Origin of the sequence: Pseudomonas sp. MF5691 (assembly GCF_016405645.1) — a bacterium.
In the GTDB taxonomy this organism is placed as follows: domain Bacteria; phylum Pseudomonadota; class Gammaproteobacteria; order Pseudomonadales; family Pseudomonadaceae; genus Aquipseudomonas; species Aquipseudomonas shahriarae.
Map to the genome: position 1 here is coordinate 318,352 of NZ_JAEKDC010000004.1, position 23,785 is coordinate 342,136.

Genomic DNA, 23,785 nt, shown 5'->3' on the forward strand with positions numbered 1-23,785 from the left:
GATCGTTTGATACGGGGCATTTCGATGTCAGCGTGTGACGAGCGCTTTAGGCGATGGCTTCGCTGCGCTTGCCGAGCATACGGTCAACCCCGAATGCAGCCACCAGGGTAATCACACAAGGCACCAGCCAGGCCAGGCCTTGCTCGCTCAATGGCAGGTTAGCCATTTGCGCAGGCATCCAACCCGCCAGCCCCGCCCCCTTAAGGGCGTCGATGGTGCCAAAGATAAACGACACCAACATCACCGGACCCAGGATGCGGCCATGCTCATGCCAGAAGTCTTTGCAGAAGCTCAGCGCCACCAGCACGATGCACGGCGGGTAGATGGCGGTCAGTACCGGGATCGAGAACGCGATCAGCTTGGTCAGGCCCAGGTTAGACACCAGCAGCGAAAACGCAGCAAGGATCACCACCAGAGTCTTGTAGGACAGTGGCAATACCCGGCTGAAGTACTCGGCGCAGGCACAGGTCAGGCCCACGGCGGTGACCAGGCACGCCAGGGAGATCAGTACCGCGAGGAAACCGCTGCCCAGGGAGCCAAAGGTGTGTTGAACATAGGCGTGCAACACGGCTGCGCCGTTGGCTGCACCGGCGGCCACTTCGTGGCTGCCCGAACCGAGGCGGAACAGGCTGATGTACACCAGCGCCAGGCCCAGGCCGGCAATCAGCCCGGCAATGATCGCGTAGCGGGTGATCAACTGCGGCGACTCGACACCACGGGAGCGGATAGCGTTGACGATCACGATGCCAAACACCAGCGCGCCCAGGGTATCCATGGTCAGGTAACCATTGATAAAGCCCTGGGAGAACGGTGCGGCGACGTACTCAGGCGTAGCAACGCCGATATCACCCGCAGGCAGAGCAAAGGCCGCGATACCCAGGACCGCCAGCGCAATGATTTTCAGCGGCGCGAGAAAACGGCCGACGGTATCCAACAGGCGCCCTGGGTACAGGGAGATGAAGAACACCAGCAGGAAGTACACCGAGCTGTAGAGGAACAGTGCCAGCGGGCTTTCGCCGGTCAATGGCGCCAGGCCGACTTCAAACGACACCGTCGCGGTACGCGGGGTGGCGAACAATGGCCCGACTGCCAGGTAGCACGCGGCAGCCAGGATGCCACCGGCGACCTTGCCGATAGGGCTGCTCAACGCGTCCATGCCACCGCCGACCTTGGCCAGGGCGATGACCGTAACCACCGGCAAACCGACTGCGGTGATCAGGAAACCCAGCGCCGCCATCCAGACATGCGGCCCGGACTGCAAACCAACGATAGGCGGGAAGATGATGTTGCCGGCGCCCACGAACAGGGCAAAAGTCATAAAGCCCAACGCCAGGATATCCTGGCCTTTCAACACTTTCATTTGAGGAAATACCACACTACTGAATCGGAATTTAGAGGGGGATTCCCTATGGATGAGGGAAATACTGCCGGCCCTTATGGGGACCGACCGGTCTAGCACGCGGCTTCCTTTTGGGATGCAGGCGCATAAAGAGGCGGCAAGAGTACCGAATTTGTCTGACAAACGCACTGTTGCGGGGCGAGCTGTCCGATAAGCGACACTTTGATGTCGCGTTTTCATACTTAATTTGGCAATGCTGTCCACTGTGGGAGCTGGCTTGCCTGCGATGCAAGCGGCGCGGTGATACAGGCAAGCCAAGGTGATGCAATCGCAGGCACGCCAGCTCCCACAGTGGATGGCAGAATGCACAAAGGCCACCCGAAGGTGGCCTTTGTGTGGTGAAGCGTCAGTTAAGCGCGAGGCTTACTTGATCGCCCAGCCAGTCAGCTCGGACAAAGCCTTGCCGATGTCTGCCAGCGAACGCACGGTTTTCACGCCTGCGTCTTCCAGGGCAGCAAACTTCTCGTCTGCAGTACCCTTGCCGCCAGAGATGATTGCGCCAGCATGGCCCATGCGCTTGCCCGCAGGGGCAGTCACACCAGCGATGTAGGAAACAACTGGCTTGGTCACGTGTGCCTTGATGTAGGCAGCCGCTTCTTCTTCAGCCGAACCGCCGATCTCACCGATCATCACGATCGCTTCGGTCTTCGGGTCTTCCTGGAACAGTTTCAGGATGTCGATGAAGTTCGAGCCTGGGATCGGGTCACCGCCGATGCCGACGCAAGTCGACTGACCGAAACCGGCGTCAGTGGTCTGCTTCACAGCTTCGTAGGTCAGGGTGCCGGAACGGGAAACGATACCGACTTTGCCTGGCAAGTGAATGTGACCTGGCATGATGCCGATCTTGCATTCGCCTGGAGTGATCACGCCTGGGCAGTTAGGGCCGATCAGGGTAACACCCAGCTCGTCGCACTTAACTTTAGCGTCCAGCATGTCCAGGGTAGGAATGCCTTCGGTGATGCAAACGATCAGCTTGATGCCGCCGAATGCCGCTTCCAGGATGGAGTCTTTGCAGAAAGGAGCTGGAACGTAGATCACGCTGGCGGTGGCGCCAGTTTGAGCTACAGCTTCTTTCACGGTGTTGAACACTGGCAGGCCCAGGTGCTCGGTGCCGCCTTTGCCCGGAGTTACGCCACCAACCATCTTGGTGCCGTATTCGAGGGCTTGCTGGGTGTGGAAGCTACCTTGCGAACCGGTAATACCCTGGCAGATAACTTTGGTGTCTTTATTGATCAGGACGCTCATTATTTGCCCTCCGCAGCTTTGACAACTTGTTGAGCAGCGTCGGTCAGGCTGGTTGCAGCGATGATGTTCAAACCGCTTTCTGCCAGTACTTTAGCGCCCAGTTCAGCGTTGTTACCTTCAAGGCGTACAACAACCGGGATTTTCACGCCGACTTCTTTCACTGCACCGATGATGCCTTCGGCAATCATGTCGCAACGAACGATGCCGCCGAAGATGTTGACCAGTACTGCAGCGACGTTGGAGTCGGACAGGATGATCTTGAATGCTTCGGTAACGCGTTCTTTGGTAGCACCGCCGCCTACGTCGAGGAAGTTGGCTGGTTTGCCGCCATGCAGGTTGACGATGTCCATGGTACCCATGGCCAGGCCAGCACCGTTGACCATGCAACCGATGTTACCTTCCAGGGCTACGTAGTTCAGTTCGAACTTGGCAGCGTGCGCTTCGCGCGGATCGTCTTGCGACGGATCATGGAAAGTCTTCAGCTTAGGCTGACGGTACATGGCGTTGGCGTCGATGTTGATCTTGGCGTCGAGGCAATGCAGATCGCCGTCAGCCTTGATCACCAGCGGGTTCACTTCCAGCAGGGCCAGATCGTGATCCTGGAACAGTTTGGCCAGACCTACGAAGATCTTGGCGAACTGGGCAACTTGCTTGCCTTCCAGACCCAACTGGAAAGCCAGCTCGCGACCCTGGAATGGCTGAGCGCCAACCAGTGGGTCGATAGTGGCTTTCAGAATTTTTTCTGGGGTTTCGTGAGCGATCTTCTCAATGTCCACGCCACCTTCGGTGGAAGCCATGAACACGATGCGACGGCTCGAACGGTCAACGACAGCGCCCAGGTACAGCTCTTTAGCGATATCAGTGCACGATTCAACCAGGATCTTGGTGACTGGCTGGCCATTGGCGTCAGTCTGGTAAGTCACCAGACGCTTGCCCAGCCACTGCTGTGCGAAGGCCTTGGCGTCTTCTTTGCTGCGAACCAGCTTAACGCCGCCCGCTTTACCGCGACCACCAGCGTGGACCTGGGCTTTGACAACCCATTCAGTACCGCCGATTTTGTCGCAAGCTTCTGCTGCTGCTTCCGGGGTGTCTACTGCGTAGCCCTTGGAAACTGGCAGGCCGTACTCAGCGAACAGCTGCTTACCCTGATACTCGTGAAGATTCATGCTTTTTACCGTCTTCGTTAGGTACTGCGCATTCGGCGCTGCGCTCATTATGAGTGCCGCGCCACCTGTGACTGCTGCTTGCCCAGCTCCACCGCCCTAAGGCCGGCAAAGCTGCGCAAGACTGCGTCCAGCGGATATTCCGCGGTGAGTCTTGCGCGCAAGGCTCACGACGGGCAACCGCCGTGGTTTCTTATTATCTTGCTTAGCGCTTCTTCTTGTTGGCAATGTGGATGGCATGGCCATTCACTGCCAACGCGGCTTCGTGCAGCGCTTCAGACAGGGTCGGATGGGAGAAAACCATCATGCCGATGTCTTCGGCGCTGGTGCCGAATTCCATACCAATAGCGCCCTGCTGAACCAGCTCTGCTGCGCCTGGGCCAATCACGTGGACACCCAGTACGCGGTCAGTCTTGGCATCAGCGATGACTTTGACAAAGCCGCCAGTGTCGTTCGCTGCCATGGCACGGCCAGAAGCGGCAAACGGGAAGGTGCCGACGTTAACTTCAACGCCTTCAGCTTTCAACTGCTGTTCGTTCTTACCAACCCATGCAATTTCCGGGTGGGTGTAGATGACCGAAGGGATCAGGTCGTAGTTCATCTGGGTCTTGTGACCCTTGATGCGCTCAACCACCATGATGCCTTCTTCGGAAGCCTTGTGCGCGAGCATCATGCCGCGAACCACGTCGCCGATGGCGTAGACGCCAGGTACGGTGGTAGCGCAGTGATCGTCAACGTGGACAAAGCCACGCTCGTCGATGGTCACGCCGCTGTCAGCTGCCAGCAGATCAGTGGTCACTGGACGGCGACCAACGGCAACGATCAGCTTGTCGAAAGTGATGGTCTGTTCGCCATCCTTGTCGGTGTAGGTCACGACAACTTCTTCGCCGTTGACTTTCGAGCCGGTCACGCGGGCGCCCAGCTTGATGTCCAGACCTTGTTTGGTCAGGGTTTTCAGCGCTTCTTTGGACACTGCGGTGTCGGCAGCCAGCAGGAACGTGTCCAGGGCTTCCAGCACGGTCACTTGCGAACCCAGACGGGACCAGACCGAACCCAGTTCCAGGCCGATCACGCCAGCGCCGATCACGCCCAGGCGTTTTGGTACCGCTTGGAATTCCAGGGCGCCGGTCGAATCGACGATCACGTTCTGATCAACAGGAGCAGGCGGAATGTCGATTGGACGGGAGCCTGGAGCCAGGATCACGTTTTCGGCTTCGATGATTTCAGTCGAACCGTCTGGCTTGGTGATTTCAACTTTCTTGCCGGCCAGCAGTTTGCCGTGACCTTGCAGGGAAGTGACGCCATTGGCCTTGAACAGGGTAGCAACGCCAGAGGTCAGGCCTTTGACGATGTTGGCCTTGCGGCCGACCATTGCTGGCACGTCCATGGTCACGCCAGCGTGGTTGATGCCGTGGATGGCAAAACCGTCCTGGGCTTCGTGGAATTTCCAGGAGCTGTCCAGCAGCGCCTTGGAAGGAATGCAACCGACGTTCAGGCAAGTACCGCCCAGGGCCAGTTTGCCTTCCTTGTCGGTGTATTTTTCGATGCAGGCAGTCGAGAGGCCCAGTTGAGCGGCCTTGATGGCGGCCACGTAGCCGCCAGGGCCCGCACCAATCACTACAACGTCAAATTTCTGAGACATGAAAATAGATCCTCTATTTTAGCGACAAGCTTCAAGCCTCAAGTTGCGAGCCAAGCTGCTCATTCCGGCAGCTTGCAGCTCGCAACCCGAAGCTGCTTCTATCAGATATCCAGGAGCAAGCGAGCCGGGTCTTCCAGCAGATTCTTGATGGTCACCAGGAACGTCACGGCTTCTTTACCGTCGATCAGGCGGTGATCGTAGGACAGTGCCAGGTACATCATCGGACGGATCACGACCTGGCCGTTGATGGCCATCGGACGCTGGATGATGTTGTGCATGCCCAGGATCGCAGCTTGTGGCGGGTTGACGATCGGGGTCGACATCATCGAACCGAAGGTACCACCGTTGGTGATGGTGAAGGTACCGCCGGTCATCTCGTCGATGGTCAGCTTGCCGTCACGGGCTTTCTTGCCGAAGCCGGCGATGCCGCCTTCGATTTCAGCCAGGCTCATCAGCTCGGCGTTACGCAGGACCGGTACCACCAGGCCACGGTCGCTGGACACGGCAACGCCGATGTCAGCATAGCCGTGGTAGACGATGTCGCCGCCGTCGATGGAAGCGTTGACTGCCGGGAAGCGTTTCAGGGCTTCGGTGGCCGCTTTCACGAAGAACGACATGAAGCCCAGGCGCACGCCATTGTGGGACTTCTCGAACAGGTCCTTGTACTTCGAACGCAGGGCCATGACTTCAGTCATGTCGACTTCGTTGAACGTGGTCAGCATGGCCATGTTCGACTGTGCTTCAACCAGGCGCTTGGCCACGGTGGCACGTACGCGAGTCATCGGTACGCGCTTCTCGGTGCGGTCGCCAGCAGCGAATACAGGCGCAGCGGCAGCTGGAGCAGCAGCCTTGGCAGGTGCGGCAGCCGGAGCGTTTTTCTTGGCTTCGACAGCAGCAACCACATCTTCCTTGGTCACACGGCCGTCTTTGCCGGTGCCTTTGATGGAAGCCAGGTTGATGCCGTTTTCTTCAGCCAGCTGACGCGCAGCCGGTGCAGCGATTGGATCTTCACCACCCGCAGCCGGAGCGGCAGCAGCAGGTGCGGCAGCCGGAGCAGCAGCGGCGGCTGGAGCAGCGGCAGCAGCACTGCCCTCTTCGATCGAACCCAGTACCTGGTTGGACAGGACGGTAGCGCCTTCTTCGGCAACGATGGCGCCCAGGACGCCGTCGGCTTCGGCCAACACTTCCAGAACAACCTTGTCGGTCTCGATGTCGACAATCAGGTCGTCACGCTTGACGGCCTCGCCTGGTTTCTTGTGCCAGGTGGCAACGGTGCCATCGGCAACCGATTCCGGGAATGACGGGGCTTTGATTTCGATAGCCATTATCTGTGGGTCCTTAAAATTCGGTTTCAGTCAGCGCGAAGGCGTTAAACAGTGAAAGCATCTTGCAGCAGTTTTTCCTGCTGCTCGGCGTGCATCGACGCGTAACCACACGCAGGTGCAGCAGAAGCATCACGGCCGGCATACTCCAGGCTCAGGGCCTTGTTGTGGTTACCGATGCTGCGACGCAGATGATGCTGGCTGCTGTACCACGCGCCCTGGTTCATCGGTTCTTCCTGACACCACACCACGTGGGTGAGGTTGGTGTAAGGCGCGATGGCCTCCATCAGGTCGTCTTCCGGGAACGGGTAAAGCTGCTCGATACGCACGATGGCGATGTCTTCGCGGCCTTCGGCACGACGTTTTTCCAGCAAGTCGTAGTAAACCTTGCCGCTGCACAGGATCAGGCGAGTGACCTTGGCTGCGTCCAGGGTGTCGATTTCCGAAATAACGGTCTGGAACGAACCGTCGGCGAGATCTTCCAGGGTCGAGATGGCCAATTTGTGACGCAACAGCGATTTCGGAGTCAGCACTACCAACGGCTTACGCAGCGGGCGGATCACCTGGCGACGCAGCAAGTGGTAGATCTGGGCCGGGGTAGTCGGCACGCACACCTGGATGTTGTGCTCAGCGCACAATTGCAGGTAACGCTCCAGACGGGCCGAGGAGTGCTCCGGACCCTGACCTTCATAACCGTGTGGCAGCAACATGGTCAGACCGCACAGACGGCCCCACTTGTGCTCGCCGCTGGTGATGAACTGGTCGATCACCACCTGGGCACCGTTGGCGAAGTCGCCGAACTGGGCTTCCCAGATCACCAGCGCGTTTGGCATGGTGGTCGAGTAACCGTATTCGAACGCCAGAACCGCTTCCTCGGACAGGAACGAATCGTACAGATCGAAACGTGGCTGGCCTTCATACAGGTTCCGCAACGGGATGTAGGTGCCCGCGTCTTTCTGGTTGTGCAATACCGCGTGACGGTGCGAGAACGTACCGCGGCCGATGTCCTGGCCAGTCATGCGGATCGGGTGACCTTCGAACGCCAGGGTCGCGTACGCCATGGTTTCAGCGTAACCCCAGTTGATCGGCAGGCCGCCGGCTTGCATCTTCTGACGGTCTTCGTAGATCTTCGCAACCTGGCGCTGTACGACGAAGCCTTCTGGAATTTCCAGCAGCTTGGCGGACAGTTCCTGCAGGGTTTTCAGATCGAACGAGGTGTCATGACGTGCAGTCCAGGCGTGGCCCAGATACGGACGCCAGTCCACGAACAGCTCTTTGTTCGGCTCTTTGACCAGGCTTTTTACTACATGCAGACCATTGTCCAGGGCGTTGCGGTATTCATCGATCTTCGCCTGAACACGCGCGTCATCCAATACACCGGCCTTGGTCAGGCTTTCGGCGTACAGCTCACGGGTGGTGCGCTGCTTGGTGATCTGCTGGTACATCAACGGTTGGGTGCCGCTAGGCTCATCCGCTTCGTTGTGACCGCGACGGCGGTAGCAAACCAGGTCGATGACCACGTCACGCTTGAACTGCATGCGGTAGTCAATGGCCAGTTGGGTCACGAACAATACGGCTTCCGGATCATCCCCATTCACATGGAGGATCGGCGCCTGGATCATCTTGGCAACGTCGGTCGCGTACTCGGTAGAGCGTGCGTCCAGCGGATTGCTGATGGTGAAACCAACCTGGTTGTTGATAACGATGTGAACCGTGCCGCCGGTCTTGAAGCCGCGAGTCTGCGACATCTGGAACGTTTCCAGGACCACGCCTTGACCGGCGAAAGCCGCGTCACCGTGGATGGAAATCGGCAGAACCTTCTCACCGGTGGAGTCGTTGCGACGATCCTGACGAGCACGCACCGAACCCTCGACCACTGGAGAAACGATTTCCAGGTGGGACGGGTTGAACGCCATGGCCAGGTGAACTTCACCGCCGGTGGTCATCACGTTGGACGAGAAGCCCTGGTGGTATTTAACGTCACCAGAACCCAGCTCGACCTTCTTCTTGCCTTCGAACTCGTCGAACAGCTCGCGCGGGTTCTTGCCGAAGGTGTTGACCAACACGTTCAGGCGACCACGGTGAGCCATGCCGATCACGATTTCCTTGGTGCCGTAGGAGCCGGAACGCTGGATCATCTCGTCAAGCATCGGAATCAGGCTCTCGCCGCCTTCCAGGCCGAAACGCTTGGTGCCTGGGTATTTGGTGCCCAGGTATTTTTCAAGGCCTTCGGCAGCGGTGACGCGCTCAAGCAGGTGGCTGCGCACATCGGCGGACAGCACCGGACGGCCACGCACGCCTTCCAGGCGATGCTGGAACCAGTGGCGCTGCTCGGAATCGGTGATGTGCGTAAATTCAGCGCCGATGGTGCGGCAATATGTCTGCTGCAACGCTTCGTGAATTTCGCGTAGGCTCGCTTCCTCTTTGCCGATGAACAGGTCGCCGGCACGGAAGGTCGTATCAAGATCGGCATTGGTCAAGCCGTAGTGATTGATCGACAGGTCCGCAGGTGCAGGACGCTGCCACAGCCCCAGCGGATCAAGCTGGGCTGCCTGGTGGCCACGCATACGGTAGGCCTGGATCAGTCGCAGTACTTCAACTTGCTTCTTCTCGTGCTCACTGCTCACGCTTCCGGCGGAAACCGGCTGGGCGCGGCGCTGGTTCTTTGCCAGCAGCACAAATTGATCGCGAATTGTTGCATGCGATACATCGGTGGCAGCGTTGCCGTCTGAAGACAACGTCTGAAATTTGGTGCGCCATTCTTCTGGCACAGCGTTAGGGTCGTGCAGGTAGAGCTCATAAAGCTCTTCCACATAGGCAGCGTTACCACCTGAAAGATAGCCGCTGTTCCACATGCGCTGCATCACGCTTTCTTGCATGCTTGGTCACCCTCGATTTGGGGACACCACCGGCGAAAACACCGAGTTTGCTTGCAAAAGGCCAAGTGCAGCGACCAAAACAAGCCACTTAGGATCACGCTGATAGTTCGGGTACCAACCCGAATGCCCCTGCTTGTCTCATTTCTTCAAAATAAGAGCCGCGGCTTTGTAAGTCGCTGCTCAAGTTAAAACTACGGCGCCGGTTGAAGCCTGCGCCGTAGCATTTACGGGCACAACGGTCCTGCTTTTACTACAACGTCTTACACGCCGCTTTGCAGCAGCATGTTACGGATGTGACCAATGGCCTTAGTCGGGTTCAGGCCTTTGGGACATACGTTGACGCAGTTCATGATCCCGCGGCAGCGGAATACGCTGAACGGGTCATCCAGTGAAGCCAGGCGCTCGGCCGTCTTGGTGTCACGGCTGTCTGCCAGGAAGCGATAAGCTTGCAGCAGTGCAGCTGGACCCAGGAACTTGTCCGGGTTCCACCAGAAGGACGGGCAAGAGGTCGAGCAGCAAGCGCACAGGATGCACTCGTACAGACCGTCGAGCTTTTCGCGCTCTTCCGGGGACTGGAGACGCTCGATGGCCGGAGCCGGCGTGTCGTTCTGCAGGAATGGCTTAACCTTTTCGTATTGCTTGTAGAAGATGCTCATATCGACGACCAGGTCACGGATAACCGGCAAACCTGGCAGTGGACGTACAACAAGCTTGTTCTTCTTGACCACGGCCGACAGCGGCGTGACGCAAGCCAGGCCGTTTTTGCCGTTGATGTTCATGCCGTCGGAGCCGCAGACACCTTCACGGCAAGAGCGACGATAGGAGAAACCCTCGTCCTGCTCTTTGATCAGGGCCAGCACATCCAGCACCATCAGGTCTTTACCACCGGTATCGACCTCAAATTCCTGCATGAACGGCGCAGCGTCCTGATCAGGGTTGTAGCGATAAACACTGACTTTCAACATGGCAGCCACCCTTAGTAAGTCCGAATCTTCGGTTCAAACGTCGGAACCGTCTTCGGCGAGAAGTTCACGGCACGCTTGGTTACGCGCTTGTCACCCGGGAAGTACAGGGTGTGGCACAACCAGTTTTCGTCATCGCGATCTTCAAAGTCTTCACGAGCGTGAGCACCACGGGATTCTTTACGAACCTCGGCGGCAATCGCAGTCGCTTCAGCCACTTCCAGCAGGTTTTGCAGTTCAAGGGCCTCGATACGAGCGGTGTTGAACGCCTGGCTCTTATCGTTGATCTTGACGTTGGCAATCCGCTTGCGCAGGTCTGCCAGCTGGGTAATACCCTTCTGCATGTATTCGCCAGTACGGAATACACCGAAGTAGTTCTGCATGCAGCTTTGCAGCTCGCGACGCAGGGTTGCTACGTCTTCGCCATCAGTACGCTCGTTCAGAGCATTCAGGCGTGCCAGGGCAGCCTCGATGTTGGCGTCGGTCGCGTCATCGTATTCGATGCCGTCGGTCAGGGCTTTTTCCAGGTGCAGGCCGGCAGCGCGGCCGAATACCACCAGGTCGAGCAGCGAGTTGCCGCCCAGACGGTTGGCACCGTGAACCGATACGCAAGCCACTTCGCCTACCGCGAACAGACCATGAATGATCTCGTCCACGCCTTCGGCGTTCTGGGTGATCGCCTGGCCATGAATGTTGGTCGGCACGCCGCCCATCATATAGTGGCAAGTTGGAACCACTGGTACTGGAGCAACCACCGGGTCAACGTGTGCGAAGGTCTTGGACAGTTCGCAGATACCTGGCAGGCGGCTGTGCAGCACTTCTTCGCCCAGGTGATCGAGCTTCAGCATCACGTGGTCGCCGTTCGGGCCGCAACCGTTGCCGGCGATGATTTCTTTAACCATCGAACGGGCAACCACGTCACGACCGGCAAGGTCCTTGGCGTTCGGAGCATAACGCTCCATGAAACGCTCGCCGTGCTTGTTGATCAGGTAACCGCCTTCACCACGGCAACCTTCTGTAACCAGTACACCGGCGCCGGCGATGCCGGTTGGGTGGAACTGCCACATTTCGATGTCTTGTACCGGCACGCCTGCACGCAGGGCCATGCCAACGCCGTCACCGGTGTTGATCAGGGCGTTGGTGGTCGAAGCGTAGATACGACCTGCACCGCCCGTCGCCAGCACGGTAGCCTTGGCGCGGATGTAGGTGGTTTCACCGGTTTCGATGCAGATAGCGATCACGCCGACGAATGCGCCGTCCTGGTTCTTCACCAGGTCAACCGCGTAGTACTCGTTCAGGAACGTGGTGCCGGCTTTCAGGTTGCCCTGATAAAGAGTGTGCAGCAGCGCGTGACCGGTACGGTCGGATGCCGCGCAGGTACGGGCAGCCTGGCCGCCTTTACCGTAATCCTTCGACTGGCCGCCGAATGGACGCTGGTAGATACGACCCTGTTCGGTACGGGAGAACGGCAGACCCATGTGGTCCAGCTCGAACACCGCAGCCGGGCCTTCCTGACACATGTACTCGATAGCGTCCTGGTCGCCGATATAGTCGGAACCCTTGACGGTATCGTACATGTGCCAGCGCCAGTCATCGTTCGGATCCGCAGAAGCGATGGCGCAGGTGATGCCACCCTGGGCCGATACGGTGTGGGAACGGGTCGGGAACACCTTGGTGATCACGGCAGTCTTGTGACCACCCTGGGCCAGCTGCAGTGCAGCGCGCATGCCGGCGCCGCCGCCACCAATAATGATGGCGTCAAAAGAAATCGTTGGAATGTTAGCCATGAATCAGATACCCCAGAGAATCTGCACACCCCAGACGAAGTAAGCGAACATCGCGACGCCGCATACTGCCTGGAAAAGGAAACGTACTGCAGTCGCGGACTTGCCCAGCGCCATCGGCGTCAGGTAGTCGGTCGCGATGGTCCACATGCCGACCCAGGCGTGAGCACCCAGGGCCACAAGGGCGAGCAGACTGAAGATACGCATCCCGTTGTGGGAGAACAGACCGTGCCATTGGGCGTAGCCAATGCCAGGGTTTGCAACGAGGTACCCGATCAGGAAAATGAAATAAGCCGCGAGAACGACCGCAGACACACGCTGCGCCATCCAGTCATAGAGGCCTGAACGCGATAGGTTCGTAACGCTGGTTACCATATCCAAACTCCTGCCAGAACGATCAGCACCACGGAAATGGCGATGATGATTTTCGAGCCCAGGCGGCCGCCTTCCAGCGTCTCACCGATGCCCATATCCATGATCAAGTGGCGCACACCGGCTACCAGGTGATACAGCAGAGCGGACAGGAGGCCCCATGCTACGAACTTGGCCAGCGGGCTGGTCAAGCATGCCTTCACCTCGGCGTATCCTTCCTCGGAACCCAGGGATTTGCTCAATGCATAAAGCATGATGCCCAAGCCCAGGAACAGGATGATGCCGGAAACACGGTGCAGGAACGACGTAACGCCGGTGATGGGGAGTTTGATGGTCCTTAGGTCTAGGTTTACAGGTCGTTGGCTATTCACGGCTTTTTTTCACACTGAAGAGCCCCTAACAATCAGGGCAAAGTTGTTGGGGAGTGCACTGGTCAGGTAAGCACCACCCAGGGAGTGCGACCCCCAATGAAAGCAAGCCCAAAAGCCCTTGGCGGTCGGTGGCCGAGTATAGACAGTTAGGCTACTAATGACAACGCGCACTCCTCACCCTAATAGCTGATTGCGCTGACGGGATAAAAGGCGTAAACGGCAGGCAATTTCGAGGAAAAAGTACGGTTAAAGCCTTCTGGAGCAAGACTTTAGGCAAATTGACATCTGGATTTATATCAATATAGTGGTGCGGGCCCTGCGTGGGGGGTCTGTCTGATGATTTGAAGCATAAATAGGAGGCCACATGGCTGACAAAAAAGCGCAGTTGATCATCGAGGGCGCAGCCCCCGTCGAGCTGCCCATTTTAACCGGCACCGTTGGTCCCGATGTTATCGACGTACGGGGCCTGACGGCCACGGGCCGTTTCACTTTCGACCCAGGCTTCATGTCGACCGCTTCTTGCGAGTCGAAGATTACCTATATCGACGGCGACAATGGCATTCTGCTACATCGCGGCTACCCGATCGAACAACTGGCCGAGAAATCGGACTACCTGGAAACCTGCTACCTGCTGCTAAATGGCGAATTGCCAACAGCCGAGCAAAAGGCCCAGTTTGTCAGCACCGTGAAGAACCACACCATGGTTCACGAGCAGTTGAAGACCTTCTTCAACGGCTTCCGTCGCGACGCGCACCCAATGGCCGTCATGTGCGGTGTAGTCGGCGCCCTGTCGGCCTTCTATCACGACTCCCTGGACATCAATAACCCGCAGCATCGCGAAATCTCCGCGATCCGCCTGGTTGCCAAGATGCCCACCCTGGCCGCAATGGTTTACAAGTACTCCATGGGCCAGCCCATGATGTACCCGCGCAACGACCTGACGTACGCGGAAAACTTCCTGCACATGATGTTCAACACCCCGTGCGAGATCAAACCGATCAGCCCGGTACTGGCCAAGGCCATGGACCGGATCTTCATCCTCCATGCCGACCACGAACAGAACGCCTCGACGTCCACCGTGCGCCTGGCGGGCTCCTCGGGTGCCAATCCGTTCGCCTGTATCGCCGCGGGCATCGCTGCACTGTGGGGCCCTGCCCACGGCGGTGCAAACGAAGCCGTATTGACCATGCTCGATGAAATCGGCGATGTGTCCAACATCGACAAGTTCATCGCCAAGGCCAAGGACAAGAACGATCCGTTCAAGCTGATGGGCTTCGGTCACCGGGTCTACAAGAACCGCGACCCGCGCGCCACCGTCATGAAGCAGACCTGCGACGAAGTGTTGAAGGAACTGGGCATCAACAACGATCCGCAACTCGAACTGGCCATGCGCCTGGAAGAGATCGCGCTGACCGACCCGTACTTCATCGAACGCTCGCTGTACCCGAACGTCGACTTCTACTCGGGGATCATCCTCAAGGCGATCGGCATTCCAACCAGCATGTTCACCGTGATCTTCGCCCTGGCGCGGACCGTGGGCTGGATCTCCCACTGGAAAGAAATGCTCTCCAGCCCGTACAAGATTGGCCGCCCGCGCCAGCTGTACACCGGCTACGAGTCGCGTGACATTACCAAGCTGGAAGACCGCAAGTAAGCATTCAACTGCTTAGCTGCATTGAGAACGGCCTCCCTTAGTGGAGGCCGTTTTGTTTGTGCTGCCTGACATACCGCTTTCGCGAGCAAGCCCACAGTTGACCGCATTTCAAAGGATGAACGCGGTCAACTGTGGGCTTGCTCGCGAAGGCTATAACGCAGGCAACACAGAACCCCAGGCAAAAAAACCCGGCCTTTCGACCAGGGCATTTCTTACTGAGCTACAACCTAAGCGGTTGACCGCCCCGCGCGCCCCAGGCCAGTCTGCGAACGCACAAACTGCGGGAAGCGCTTTCACTGCCGCCACCGACTTATCGGTGATGGAGAAGAGCCAGTGATCATCCAGAACAGCGCCGGGTACTCCCATAGCTGACCGCATCGCCCGGGCGAACATCATTCAACTGTGGGAGCCAGGCTTGCCCGCGATGAGGCCGACCCAAACACTACAAATCATCCAGCCAAAAAAATGCCCCGGCCTTTCGACCGGGGCATTTCTTATTGAGCTACAACCTTAGTGGTTGACCGCCCCGCTCGCCCCCAGGCCAGTCTGCGAACGCACAAACTGCGGGAAGTACAGCGCCCGTTCTTTCACTGCCGCCGCCGACTTGTCGGTGATGGAGAAGAACCAGATACCCACGAACGCGATGATCATCGAGAACAGCGCCGGGTACTCGTACGGGAAGATCGCTTTTTCATGGTGCAGGATCGAGACCCAGATGGTCGGGCCCAGGACCATCAGGCCAACCGCACTGACCAGACCCAGCCAGCCACCAATCATCGCGCCACGGGTGGTGAGGTTTTTCCAGTACATGGAAAGCAGCAGCACCGGGAAGTTACAGCTGGCGGCAATGGAGAACGCCAGGCCGACCATGAACGCGATGTTCTGGCTTTCAAACAGGATACCCAGACCAATCGCCAGCACTGCCAGGGCGATGGTGGTGATCTTCGACACGCGAATCTCATCCTTCTCGTTGGCCTTGCCTTTCTTGATCACGCTGGCATACAGGTCATGGGACACCGCCGAAGCACCGGCCAGGGTCAAACCGGCAACCACCGCGAGGATGGTGGCAAACGCCACGGCCGAGATGAAGCCCAGGAAGATACTGCCGCCCACCGCGTTGGCCAGGTGCACCGCCGCCATGTTGTTACCACCCAACAGAGCGCCTGCTGCATCCTTGAACGCCGGGTTGGTGCTGACCAGCAGAATCGCGCCGAAGCCGATGATAAAGGTCAGGATGTAGAAGTAGCCGATAAAGCCAGTGGCATACAGCACGCTCTTGCGGGCTTCTTTAGCGTCACTCACGGTGAAGAAGCGCATCAGGATGTGTGGCAGGCCAGCTGTACCGAACATCAGGGCCAGGCCCAGGGAGAACGCCGAGATCGGGTCTTTTACCAGGCCGCCAGGGCTCATGATCGCCTCACCTTTAGGGTGAACCTTGATCGCCTCGGAGAACAGCAGGTTGAAGTCGAAGTTGACGTGCTTCATCACCATCAGTGCCATGAACGAAGCACCGGACAGCAGCAGCACTGCCTTGATGATCTGTACCCAGGTGGTCGCCAGCATGCCGCCGAACAACACATAGAGGCACATCAGGATACCCACCAGGATCACCGCAACATGGTAATCAAGGCCGAACAGCAGTTGGATCAGCTTGCCGGCGCCGACCATCTGCGCAATCAGGTAGAACGCCACCACCACCAGCGAACCACAAGCCGACAGGCTGCGGATCTGGGTTTGCCCGAGGCGATAGGACGCTACGTCGGCAAACGTGTACTTGCCCAGGTTACGCAGGCGCTCGGCGATCAGGAACAGAATGATCGGCCAGCCCACCAGGAAGCCGATCGAGTAGATCAGGCCATCGTAGCCAGAGGTGAACACCAGTGCGGAAATCCCCAGGAAGGACGCCGCCGACATGTAGTCGCCGGCAATCGCCAGACCGTTCTGGAAACCGGTGATCTTGCCGCCAGCGGCATAGTAGTCAGCCGCCGAATTGTTACGTTTGGACGCCCAGTAGGTGATGCACAATGTTGCGCCGACAAAGGCGACAAACATCAGGATCGCCGCAACGTTCAACGGTTGCTTGTGCACTTCACCGGTCAATGCGTCCGCCGCCCAAACGGCAGGAGCAAAAAGCGAAGCGCCGAATACAGCCAATAGACGACGGATCATTGCGCAGCCTCCTTGAGAATCGCATTGTTCAGGTCGTCGAATTCGCCATTGGCGCGTCGCACGTAGATGCCTGTGAGCACAAAGGCCGAGACAATCAGCCCAACCCCCATCGGGATCCCCCAGGTGATGGACGACTCAGGGCTGATCTTGGCCCCCAAGACTTGTGGCCCATAAGCAATCAACAGGATGAATCCGGAATACAGCCCGAGCATGATCGCCGAGAGAATCCAGGCGAACCTTTCCCTTTTTCTCACCAGCTCCTTGAAGCGCGGGCTGTTTTGAATCGAGAGGTAAATGCTGTCGTTCATTGTTTTTATCCTCGCAGCACAGCTTTTTATTATTGGGACATATCCACTGTATGCGGCTGCGGGAGAGGTTCCAGACGACCTTAGTCTTAGAACCAGTGTAACGAGGGTTTGGGAGGTGACAGAAACAATTGCGGGAGGGAGCTTATGGGAGAGCTGGCTTGCCCGCGATGGCGGTGAATCAGTCAGGTATCCATCAACTGATCCACCGCCATCGCGGGCAGGCCAGCTCTCACACAAGGCCCATCACCAATACTTTTCAGGGGGTCAAGGAGCGGTCCACTCAGCCACACGCTCAGGGTGCTTGGCCACCCAATCCTTGGCCGCCGCATCTGGCTTGGCACCTTCCTGGATAGCGAGCATTACTTCGCCGATTTCATCCTTGGAGGCCCACTGGAATTTCTTCAGGAATGCCGCGACTTCCGGGGCTTTCTTTTCCAGGCCCTTGCTGCCGATGCTATTGACCGTCTCGGCGGCGCCATAGATGCCTTTTGGATCGTCAAGGAAACGCAGCTTCCACTTGGCGAACATCCAGTGTGGCACCCAGCCGGTCACCGCAATGGAATCCTGCTTGTCTTCGGCACGGGTCAACTCAGCGATCATTGCCGCCCCGGAACTGGCCTGCAGCTTATAGTCCAGGCCATATTGCTTGATGGCTTCGTCAGTCTTGAGCATCACGCCTGAACCGGCATCAATGCCAACGATCTTGTTCTTGAAGGTGGTGTCGGTCTTCAAGTCCTCGATGGACTTGGCCTTGACGTACTCCGGCACGATCAAACCGATCTTCGCATCCTTGAAGTTGGGGCCGTAGTCGACCACTTTGTCCTTGTTCTTGGTCCAATACTCGCCGTGGGTGACCGGCAGCCAGGCCGAAAGCATGGCGTCAAGTTTGCCGGTGGCCACGCCCTGCCACATGATCCCGGTGGCAACCGCCTGCAGTTTCACGTCATAGCCGAGTTTTTGCTTGATCACTTCAGCCGCCACGTGGGTGGTGGCGACACTGTCCGACCAGCCGTCCACATAACCGAGGCTCAGGGTCTTGCTGTCGGCGCTGGCCAGTGTGGAACTCATCGCAACTACCAAGGTGGCAGCTGCGCCCAAGAGTCGTCGCATCTTCATAGTGCTTCCCCGAAAGTGCTGCGCCCGACGGATGCCGAGCGACGTCAACCTGTTGTCATGTGGTGCCGTTCGATCATCAACCTGCTGAACCTGTGGACCTGCTCTGACTACGACCTCAGCGGAGCAAGAAACGACATCACAACGCCAGCAGGAAAATTCCTAGGACGCAGCGTCAAAATCCCGCCCGAACTTTGCATGTCAAAATTATGCGGTCCCCCTGAAAACCGGCAAATGCAGGTAAGATGCGCGGCTTTGTTCCCACACGGCCTGACCATGACCGCGACTGCCCGCTTCCCCTTCATGCCTTATGTATTTGCCTTGCTGCTCGGCCTGTTCGCGCTGGGCGGCTACTGGTATGGCCTCGGCCAGCCAGTTGTGCTGCCGGACGTCGCCAGCGCCAGCCACAAGTTGCAATGCGCGTCCTACACACCCTTCGACAAGGACCAGTCACCGTTCGACCAGCCGTTCAAACTGCGCCCCGAGCGCATGGACGCCGACCTGGCATTGCTGGCCACGCGCTTTGAGTGCATCCGCACCTACTCCATGACCGGCCTCGAAGCCCTGCCGGACCTGGCGCGCAAACACGGCCTGAAGTTGATGATCGGTGCCTGGATCAACAGCAACCCGGTGGACAACGCCAAGGAGGTCGACCTGCTGATCGCCTCGGCCAATGCCAACCCTGACGTGGTCACGTCGGTGATCGTCGGCAACGAAGCCCTGTTGCGCAAGGAAATCACCGCCACGCAGTTGGTGAAGCTGATCGAAAAGGTCAAAAGCCAGATCCAGCAGCCGGTCACCTATGCCGATGTCTGGGAGTTCTGGCTGCAACACCCGGAAATTGCCCCGGCGGTGGATTTCCTGACCATTCACTTGTTGCCGTATTGGGAAGATGACCCGGCGGGGATCGACCAGGCTCTGCGCCATGTCGGCGATATTCGCCAGACCTTCGGCAACCGCTTCGCCCCCAAGGACGTGATGATTGGCGAAACCGGCTGGCCCAGCGAAGGCCGCCAGCGGGAAACCGCAGTGCCGAGCCGGGTCAACGAAGCCAAGTTCATTCGCGGTTTTGTCGCCATGGCCGAAGCCAATGGCTGGCATTACAACCTGATCGAAGCCTTTGACCAGCCGTGGAAACGCGCCAGCGAAGGGGCGGTCGGCGGTTACTGGGGGCTGTTTGATGCCGATCGCCAGGACAAGGGCATCCTGGCCGGCCCGGTCACCAATGTGCCGTACTGGCCGCTGTGGCTGGGCGTTGGCGGGCTGATCCTACTGGGCACCCTGGTGCTCGGCGGGCGTGTGCGCAGTACCCGCGCCGCGTTGTTGCTGCCATTACTGGGCGCGGTGGCGGCGGGCTCGATTGGCAGCTGGGCCGAACTGACCCGAGTGACCGCGCGCTTCACTGATGAATGGATCTGGGCCGGGCTGTTGCTGGCCCTGAACCTGTTGGTGCTCGCCCATGGGGCCCTGGCCTTGAGCGCTCGCCAGGGTTGGCGCGCACGGGCCTACGCCTGGCTGGAGCAGCGCGCTGGCTGGTTGATTGCATTCGCAGGGTTCGCCACGGCGGTAATGATGCTGGCACTGGTGTTCGACCCACGCTACCGCAGCTTCCCCACTGCCGCCCTGCTGCTGCCGGCGCTGGTCTACCTGCTGCGCCCGGTCAGGGGGCCACGCCGGGAAATAGCCCTGCTGACCTTCATCATCGGCGCCGGCATTGCACCGCAGCTGTACCGCGAAGGCTTGATGAACCAGCAGGCCCTGGGTTGGGCGCTGGTCAGTATGTTGATGGTTGCAGCCTTGTGGCGTTGCCTGCGGGTGCGCAATCCCTGAGATCGCTATCGCACCGCTCCCACATTTTGATTTGTGAATACATTCAAATGTGGGAGCGGGTTTGTCTGCGATGAGCATCGGTATCTACACAACTCTTTAGCTTATTGGGTTTGTGTACATATCCGTTGCTGCGGTCACGGCCACTTAGGGTTCCGCCCTTACGGCGGCTCACTTTGGAGAAGCGCCAAAGTAAGCAAAACGCTCTTGCCCCACCACTCGGTGCCTCGCCTAGGCTCGGCATGCCCGCAGTCAGGCATTGCTCCGTGGGCCCGCCGCGATCGGCCATCCATGGCCGTGTCGCGGCTACCCCGGCATCCATGCCGGGGTGCCCACTGCGCAATACCTGCCTGCGGCCAGCGTGGTTTAACGGGGCGCCTAAGATCAAGATCAAAAGCCAGATCAAAAGCAGAGCAACAACAAAGCCAGAGCGCGAAGCTGCATTCCCTGTGGGAGCTGGCTTGCCTGCGATGACGGTGTCTCAGCCAATACATTTATCGACTGATACACCGCCATCGCAGCGATGCGGCGACCCGACAAGCCAGCTCCTACAGGGAGACCGCGCACGCCTCGACGATCAGGTCGGCTGTCGGGCCGCCTCGCTTTGCTTGTGATTTTGATCTTAGGCGCCCCGTTAAACCACGCGGGCCGTCGGCTTTTCCAAAGTGAGCCGCCGTCAGGGCGGCCCCCTGAGTGGCCATGACCCCAGCATCGGATATGCACACAAACCCAATAAGCTAAAGAGTTGTGTAGATACCTATGCTGCGATTGGCCCTATCAGGCAGCCCGAGGCGCCCTGACCAACCGCAACCCGGCAATCACCAAGGCAAACACCGCAAAATTGGTGTTGTACAACGCCAATGCCGGAACCCCGAACGCCAGCCCCAACACCGCCAAACCCCAACCGGCACGGCCTGGCAGTACAAACGCCAGCACCGAGGTGACCAGCGCCACCCAGCCCATGACCTTGAAGTGGATCATCAAACCCAGGTTCGCCCGTAACTGGCACTCCCAGCGGCTGGCATCGTCAACGCAGATGCCCACCCACTGCCCGTCCTCCATAAACCCATAACGGGCGCCATAACTGGCAGCCAGCCATAACGGCAAGGCCAACAGCAGCAGGATCAGCGGCAAACGACGGGACATAAGGGCACTCCGATAGACGAAAACGGCGCCCAGCTTAATCTCCCCAGGGCCATTGGCAAGGGTTGCGCACAGATAACTATTCATCAAAGCGTGCCAAAGTGTATCGTCTGCATACTATTACCTCGATTCCTATGTTTTTTCCGATATTAAGTGCCGATGGCTGGCACTTCGGCGATAACGCGGTGGTCATAGCCTGCGAACTTCATTAAGCACGTTTCCTCTTAGGGATTTAGTCATGCTCCGTTCCTTGCGCTGCGCTGCCCTGTTGGGTGGCCTTTTTTTGAGTGCGTCAGCACTGGCGGTCGACGTCGACCCGGCCAGCTATGGCTATCCTTTGACCAACCCGTTCGAAGCGACCATCGCCACAACGCCACCGGACTTGCGGCCGGATTTGCCATCCATTGATGACATCAACCAATCCGACTACAACCTGAACATGCGCCCGGAGCGTGAATTCAGCCTGCCCGACAACTTCTGGGCGGTGAAGAAGCTCACCTACCGCATTGCCAAACAGGATCGCGCCGCGCCACTGATCTTCCTGATCGCCGGCACCGGTGCGCGTTTTGACAGCTCTCTCAACGAATACCTGAAAAAGCTGTACTACAAGGCCGGCTACCATGTCGTCCAACTGTCGTCGCCCACCAGCTTCGACTTCATCAGCGCCGCCTCGCGCTTTGCCACACCTGGCATCACCCAGGAAGACGCCGAAGACATGTACCGCGTGATGCAGGCCGTGCGCGCACAAAACGCCACGCTGCCGGTCACCGACTTCTACCTCACCGGCTACAGCCTGGGGGCGCTGGACGCGGCGTTCGTCGCCAAACTGGACGAAACCCGACGCAGCTTCAACTTCAAGAAAGTGCTGCTGCTGAACCCGCCGGTCAACCTCTATACCTCCATCACCAACCTCGATAAGTTGGTGCAGACCGAGGTCAAGGGCATCAATAACAGCACCACCTTCTATGAGCTGGTGTTGAACAAGCTGACCCGCTACTTCCAGCAAAAGGGCTATATCGACATGAACGATGCCCTGCTCTACGACTTCCAGAACTCCAAGGAGCACCTGACCAACGAGCAGATGGCGATGCTGATCGGCACCTCGTTCCGCTTCTCGGCGGCCGATATCGCCTTTACCTCGGACCTGATCAACCGTCGCGGCCTGATCATCCCGCCCAAATACCCGATCACCGAAAGCACCAGCCTCACGCCGTTCCTCAAGCGTGCGCTGCAGTGTGATTTCGACTGCTACCTGACCGAACAAGTGATCCCGATGTGGCGCGCCCGCTCCGACGGCGGCAGCCTGCTGCAGCTGATCGACCAGGTGAGCCTGTACGCCCTTGAGGATTACCTGCGTGACAGCCCGAAAATCGCCGTGATGCACAACGCCGACGACGTGATCCTCGGCCCTGGCGACCTGGGCTTCTTGCGCAAGACCTTCGGCGATCGCTTGACCGTCTACCCGCTGGGCGGCCACTGCGGCAACCTCAATTACCGCGTCAACGCCGACGCCATGCTGGAGTTTTTCCGTGGCTAAACATCTCCTGCTTCTTGCCGCCTTACTCTGTGCGGGCGTTGCCAACGCGGACAACAGCAAGGCTCATGCACCGACCGTGATCGACCAGGATGGCTTCAAGGAGCCCTTGAGCAAGCTCAAGTTCAACCCTGGCCTGGATCAGCGCGAGTTCGAGCGCTCGACCCTCAACGCCCTCAACGTCTATGACCCGCTGGAGTCGTGGAACCGTCGGGTGTACCACTTCAACTACCGCTTCGACCAATGGGTATTCCTGCCCGTGGTCGACGGCTATCGCTACGTCACCCCCAGCTTCCTGCGCACCGGCGTCAGCAACTTCTTCAACAACCTGGGCGACGTGCCCAACCTGATGAACAGCCTGCTGCAACTCAAGGGCCACCGCTCCCTGGAGACCACCGGCCGCCTGTTGGTCAACACCACTATCGGCATCGCCGGACTGTGGGACCCAGCCACCGCCATGGGCCTGCCGCGCCAGAGCGAAGACTTCGGCCAGACCCTGGGCTTCTACGGCGTACCGGGCGGCGCCTACCTGATCCTGCCGATCCTCGGCCCATCGAACCTGCGCGACACCGGTGGCCTGCTCGTCGACTACACCGCCGAATCGCAGATCAACTACCTCAACGTGTCCGAAGTCAGCTCCAACCACCCGGAAATCTGGGCCCTGCGCGCAGTAGACAAGCGCTACCAGACCAGCTTTCGCTACGGCCAGATGAACTCGCCGTTCGAGTATGAAAAAGTGCGGTATGTGTATACCGAGTCGCGCAAGTTGCAGATTGCCGAATAACGTTACCCAGCGTGCAAAAAGGCCATCGAAACGTTCGATGGCCTTTTTTTTCGGCTGTCAGCAGCCCACCCCTCGGAACCAGTTCGTACGCCCCTGCCACTTAAAGTCCAGGCC

General features: G+C 58.6%; 18 protein-coding genes. 4 read left to right on the top strand and 14 right to left on the bottom strand.

Annotated features, from left to right (window positions below; translation table 11 throughout):
• Positions 1–46 precede the first annotated feature (46 nt).
• The 10 genes from brnQ to sdhC all read right to left on the bottom strand — a co-directional run bounded on the left by brnQ (position 47) and on the right by sdhC (position 13,139).
• A complete protein-coding gene (brnQ, locus tag JFT44_RS08990; protein ID WP_057444573.1) occupies positions 47–1,360 on the bottom strand; it encodes a branched-chain amino acid transport system II carrier protein in 1,314 nt (437 codons plus the stop codon).
• 402 nt (positions 1,361–1,762) lie between these two features.
• Positions 1,763–2,644, bottom strand: a complete 882-nt coding sequence (gene sucD, locus JFT44_RS08995; RefSeq protein ID WP_057438865.1) for a succinate--CoA ligase subunit alpha — start codon at positions 2,642–2,644, stop codon at positions 1,763–1,765.
• Positions 2,644–3,810 (bottom strand): ADP-forming succinate--CoA ligase subunit beta, encoded by a 1,167-nt coding sequence (gene sucC, locus JFT44_RS09000; protein ID WP_003233235.1) that lies wholly within the window; start codon positions 3,808–3,810, stop codon positions 2,644–2,646. The genes sucD and sucC overlap by 1 nt, the downstream gene beginning before the upstream one ends.
• 202 nt (positions 3,811–4,012) lie before the next feature.
• A complete protein-coding gene (gene lpdA / locus JFT44_RS09005) occupies positions 4,013–5,449 on the bottom strand; it encodes a dihydrolipoyl dehydrogenase (RefSeq protein WP_057958985.1) in 1,437 nt (478 codons plus the stop codon).
• A 101-nt stretch (positions 5,450–5,550) separates the two neighbouring features.
• Positions 5,551–6,774: a 2-oxoglutarate dehydrogenase complex dihydrolipoyllysine-residue succinyltransferase gene (gene odhB / locus JFT44_RS09010; protein ID WP_057438862.1), complete on the bottom strand. Its 1,224-nt coding sequence runs from the start codon at positions 6,772–6,774 to the stop codon at positions 5,551–5,553.
• A gap of 44 nt (positions 6,775–6,818) precedes the next feature.
• On the bottom strand, positions 6,819–9,650 hold the full coding sequence (locus JFT44_RS09015; RefSeq protein WP_057958983.1) for a 2-oxoglutarate dehydrogenase E1 component: 2,832 nt from the start codon (positions 9,648–9,650) through the stop codon (positions 6,819–6,821).
• A 260-nt stretch (positions 9,651–9,910) separates the two neighbouring features.
• Positions 9,911–10,615 (bottom strand): succinate dehydrogenase iron-sulfur subunit, encoded by a 705-nt coding sequence (locus JFT44_RS09020; protein WP_057438860.1) that lies wholly within the window; start codon positions 10,613–10,615, stop codon positions 9,911–9,913.
• An 11-nt stretch (positions 10,616–10,626) separates the two neighbouring features.
• Positions 10,627–12,399: a succinate dehydrogenase flavoprotein subunit gene (sdhA, locus tag JFT44_RS09025; protein WP_029292672.1), complete on the bottom strand. Its 1,773-nt coding sequence runs from the start codon at positions 12,397–12,399 to the stop codon at positions 10,627–10,629.
• Between the two features lie 3 nt (positions 12,400–12,402).
• On the bottom strand, positions 12,403–12,771 hold the full coding sequence (gene sdhD / locus JFT44_RS09030) for a succinate dehydrogenase, hydrophobic membrane anchor protein (RefSeq protein WP_029292670.1): 369 nt from the start codon (positions 12,769–12,771) through the stop codon (positions 12,403–12,405).
• Positions 12,765–13,139 carry a succinate dehydrogenase, cytochrome b556 subunit gene (sdhC, locus tag JFT44_RS09035; protein ID WP_003172804.1) on the bottom strand — a complete coding sequence of 125 codons (375 nt, stop codon included), beginning with the start codon at positions 13,137–13,139 and terminating at the stop codon, positions 12,765–12,767. The genes sdhD and sdhC overlap by 7 nt, the downstream gene beginning before the upstream one ends.
• Before the next feature lie 364 nt (positions 13,140–13,503).
• Between sdhC and gltA the strand changes: the two genes are divergently transcribed.
• Positions 13,504–14,793 carry a citrate synthase gene (gene gltA / locus JFT44_RS09040; RefSeq protein ID WP_003222994.1) on the top strand — a complete coding sequence of 430 codons (1,290 nt, stop codon included), beginning with the start codon at positions 13,504–13,506 and terminating at the stop codon, positions 14,791–14,793.
• Positions 14,794–15,303: 510 nt separating this feature from the next.
• On the opposite strand, the gene JFT44_RS09045 is transcribed toward gltA, so the two are convergent.
• The 3 genes from JFT44_RS09045 to JFT44_RS09055 all read right to left on the bottom strand — a co-directional run bounded on the left by JFT44_RS09045 (position 15,304) and on the right by JFT44_RS09055 (position 18,386).
• Positions 15,304–16,962, bottom strand: coding sequence for a cation acetate symporter (locus tag JFT44_RS09045; RefSeq protein WP_057958982.1), 1,659 nt, complete (start codon positions 16,960–16,962; stop codon positions 15,304–15,306).
• Positions 16,959–17,270, bottom strand: coding sequence for a DUF485 domain-containing protein (locus JFT44_RS09050; RefSeq protein WP_057958981.1), 312 nt, complete (start codon positions 17,268–17,270; stop codon positions 16,959–16,961). Before JFT44_RS09050 ends, JFT44_RS09045 begins: the two co-directional genes overlap by 4 nt.
• A gap of 264 nt (positions 17,271–17,534) precedes the next feature.
• Positions 17,535–18,386: a glycine betaine ABC transporter substrate-binding protein gene (locus JFT44_RS09055; protein ID WP_057438857.1), complete on the bottom strand. Its 852-nt coding sequence runs from the start codon at positions 18,384–18,386 to the stop codon at positions 17,535–17,537.
• 273 nt (positions 18,387–18,659) lie between these two features.
• Between JFT44_RS09055 and JFT44_RS09060 the strand changes: the two genes are divergently transcribed.
• Entirely contained in the window at positions 18,660–20,213 is a 1,554-nt protein-coding gene (locus tag JFT44_RS09060) for a glycosyl hydrolase family 17 protein (RefSeq protein WP_198830568.1), read from the top strand.
• Between the two features lie 774 nt (positions 20,214–20,987).
• Here JFT44_RS09060 and JFT44_RS09065 read toward each other — a convergent pair.
• Positions 20,988–21,356, bottom strand: a complete 369-nt coding sequence (locus tag JFT44_RS09065) for a hypothetical protein (protein WP_169876529.1) — start codon at positions 21,354–21,356, stop codon at positions 20,988–20,990.
• A gap of 235 nt (positions 21,357–21,591) precedes the next feature.
• On the opposite strand from JFT44_RS09065, the gene JFT44_RS09070 reads away from it, so the two are divergent.
• Both JFT44_RS09070 and JFT44_RS09075 read left to right on the top strand, forming a co-directional pair.
• Positions 21,592–22,890 carry a serine/threonine protein kinase gene (locus JFT44_RS09070; RefSeq protein WP_057438855.1) on the top strand — a complete coding sequence of 433 codons (1,299 nt, stop codon included), beginning with the start codon at positions 21,592–21,594 and terminating at the stop codon, positions 22,888–22,890.
• On the top strand, positions 22,883–23,671 hold the full coding sequence (locus JFT44_RS09075) for a VacJ family lipoprotein (protein WP_057958978.1): 789 nt from the start codon (positions 22,883–22,885) through the stop codon (positions 23,669–23,671). The genes JFT44_RS09070 and JFT44_RS09075 overlap by 8 nt, the downstream gene beginning before the upstream one ends.
• Positions 23,672–23,785 lie beyond the last annotated feature (114 nt).

What these genes read in the sequence shown, in the direction of transcription:
- JFT44_RS09060 (WP_198830568.1), top strand. Translation starts at nt 18,660, where the DNA reads ATGACCGCGACTGCCCGCTTCCCCTTCATGCCTTATGTATTTGCCTTG.
- sdhD (WP_029292670.1), bottom strand. Translation starts at nt 12,771, where the DNA reads ATGGTAACCAGCGTTACGAACCTATCGCGTTCAGGCCTCTATGACTGG.
- sdhA (WP_029292672.1), bottom strand. Translation starts at nt 12,399, where the DNA reads ATGGCTAACATTCCAACGATTTCTTTTGACGCCATCATTATTGGTGGC.
- JFT44_RS09015 (WP_057958983.1), bottom strand. Translation starts at nt 9,650, where the DNA reads ATGCAAGAAAGCGTGATGCAGCGCATGTGGAACAGCGGCTATCTTTCA.
- lpdA (WP_057958985.1), bottom strand. Translation starts at nt 5,449, where the DNA reads ATGTCTCAGAAATTTGACGTTGTAGTGATTGGTGCGGGCCCTGGCGGC.
- sucC (WP_003233235.1), bottom strand. Translation starts at nt 3,810, where the DNA reads ATGAATCTTCACGAGTATCAGGGTAAGCAGCTGTTCGCTGAGTACGGC.
- JFT44_RS09065 (WP_169876529.1), bottom strand. Translation starts at nt 21,356, where the DNA reads ATGTCCCGTCGTTTGCCGCTGATCCTGCTGCTGTTGGCCTTGCCGTTA.
- odhB (WP_057438862.1), bottom strand. Translation starts at nt 6,774, where the DNA reads ATGGCTATCGAAATCAAAGCCCCGTCATTCCCGGAATCGGTTGCCGAT.
- brnQ (WP_057444573.1), bottom strand. Translation starts at nt 1,360, where the DNA reads ATGAAAGTGTTGAAAGGCCAGGATATCCTGGCGTTGGGCTTTATGACT.
- JFT44_RS09070 (WP_057438855.1), top strand. Translation starts at nt 21,592, where the DNA reads ATGCTCCGTTCCTTGCGCTGCGCTGCCCTGTTGGGTGGCCTTTTTTTG.
- JFT44_RS09045 (WP_057958982.1), bottom strand. Translation starts at nt 16,962, where the DNA reads ATGATCCGTCGTCTATTGGCTGTATTCGGCGCTTCGCTTTTTGCTCCT.
- JFT44_RS09050 (WP_057958981.1), bottom strand. Translation starts at nt 17,270, where the DNA reads ATGAACGACAGCATTTACCTCTCGATTCAAAACAGCCCGCGCTTCAAG.
- JFT44_RS09020 (WP_057438860.1), bottom strand. Translation starts at nt 10,615, where the DNA reads ATGTTGAAAGTCAGTGTTTATCGCTACAACCCTGATCAGGACGCTGCG.
- gltA (WP_003222994.1), top strand. Translation starts at nt 13,504, where the DNA reads ATGGCTGACAAAAAAGCGCAGTTGATCATCGAGGGCGCAGCCCCCGTC.
- sucD (WP_057438865.1), bottom strand. Translation starts at nt 2,644, where the DNA reads ATGAGCGTCCTGATCAATAAAGACACCAAAGTTATCTGCCAGGGTATT.
- JFT44_RS09055 (WP_057438857.1), bottom strand. Translation starts at nt 18,386, where the DNA reads ATGAAGATGCGACGACTCTTGGGCGCAGCTGCCACCTTGGTAGTTGCG.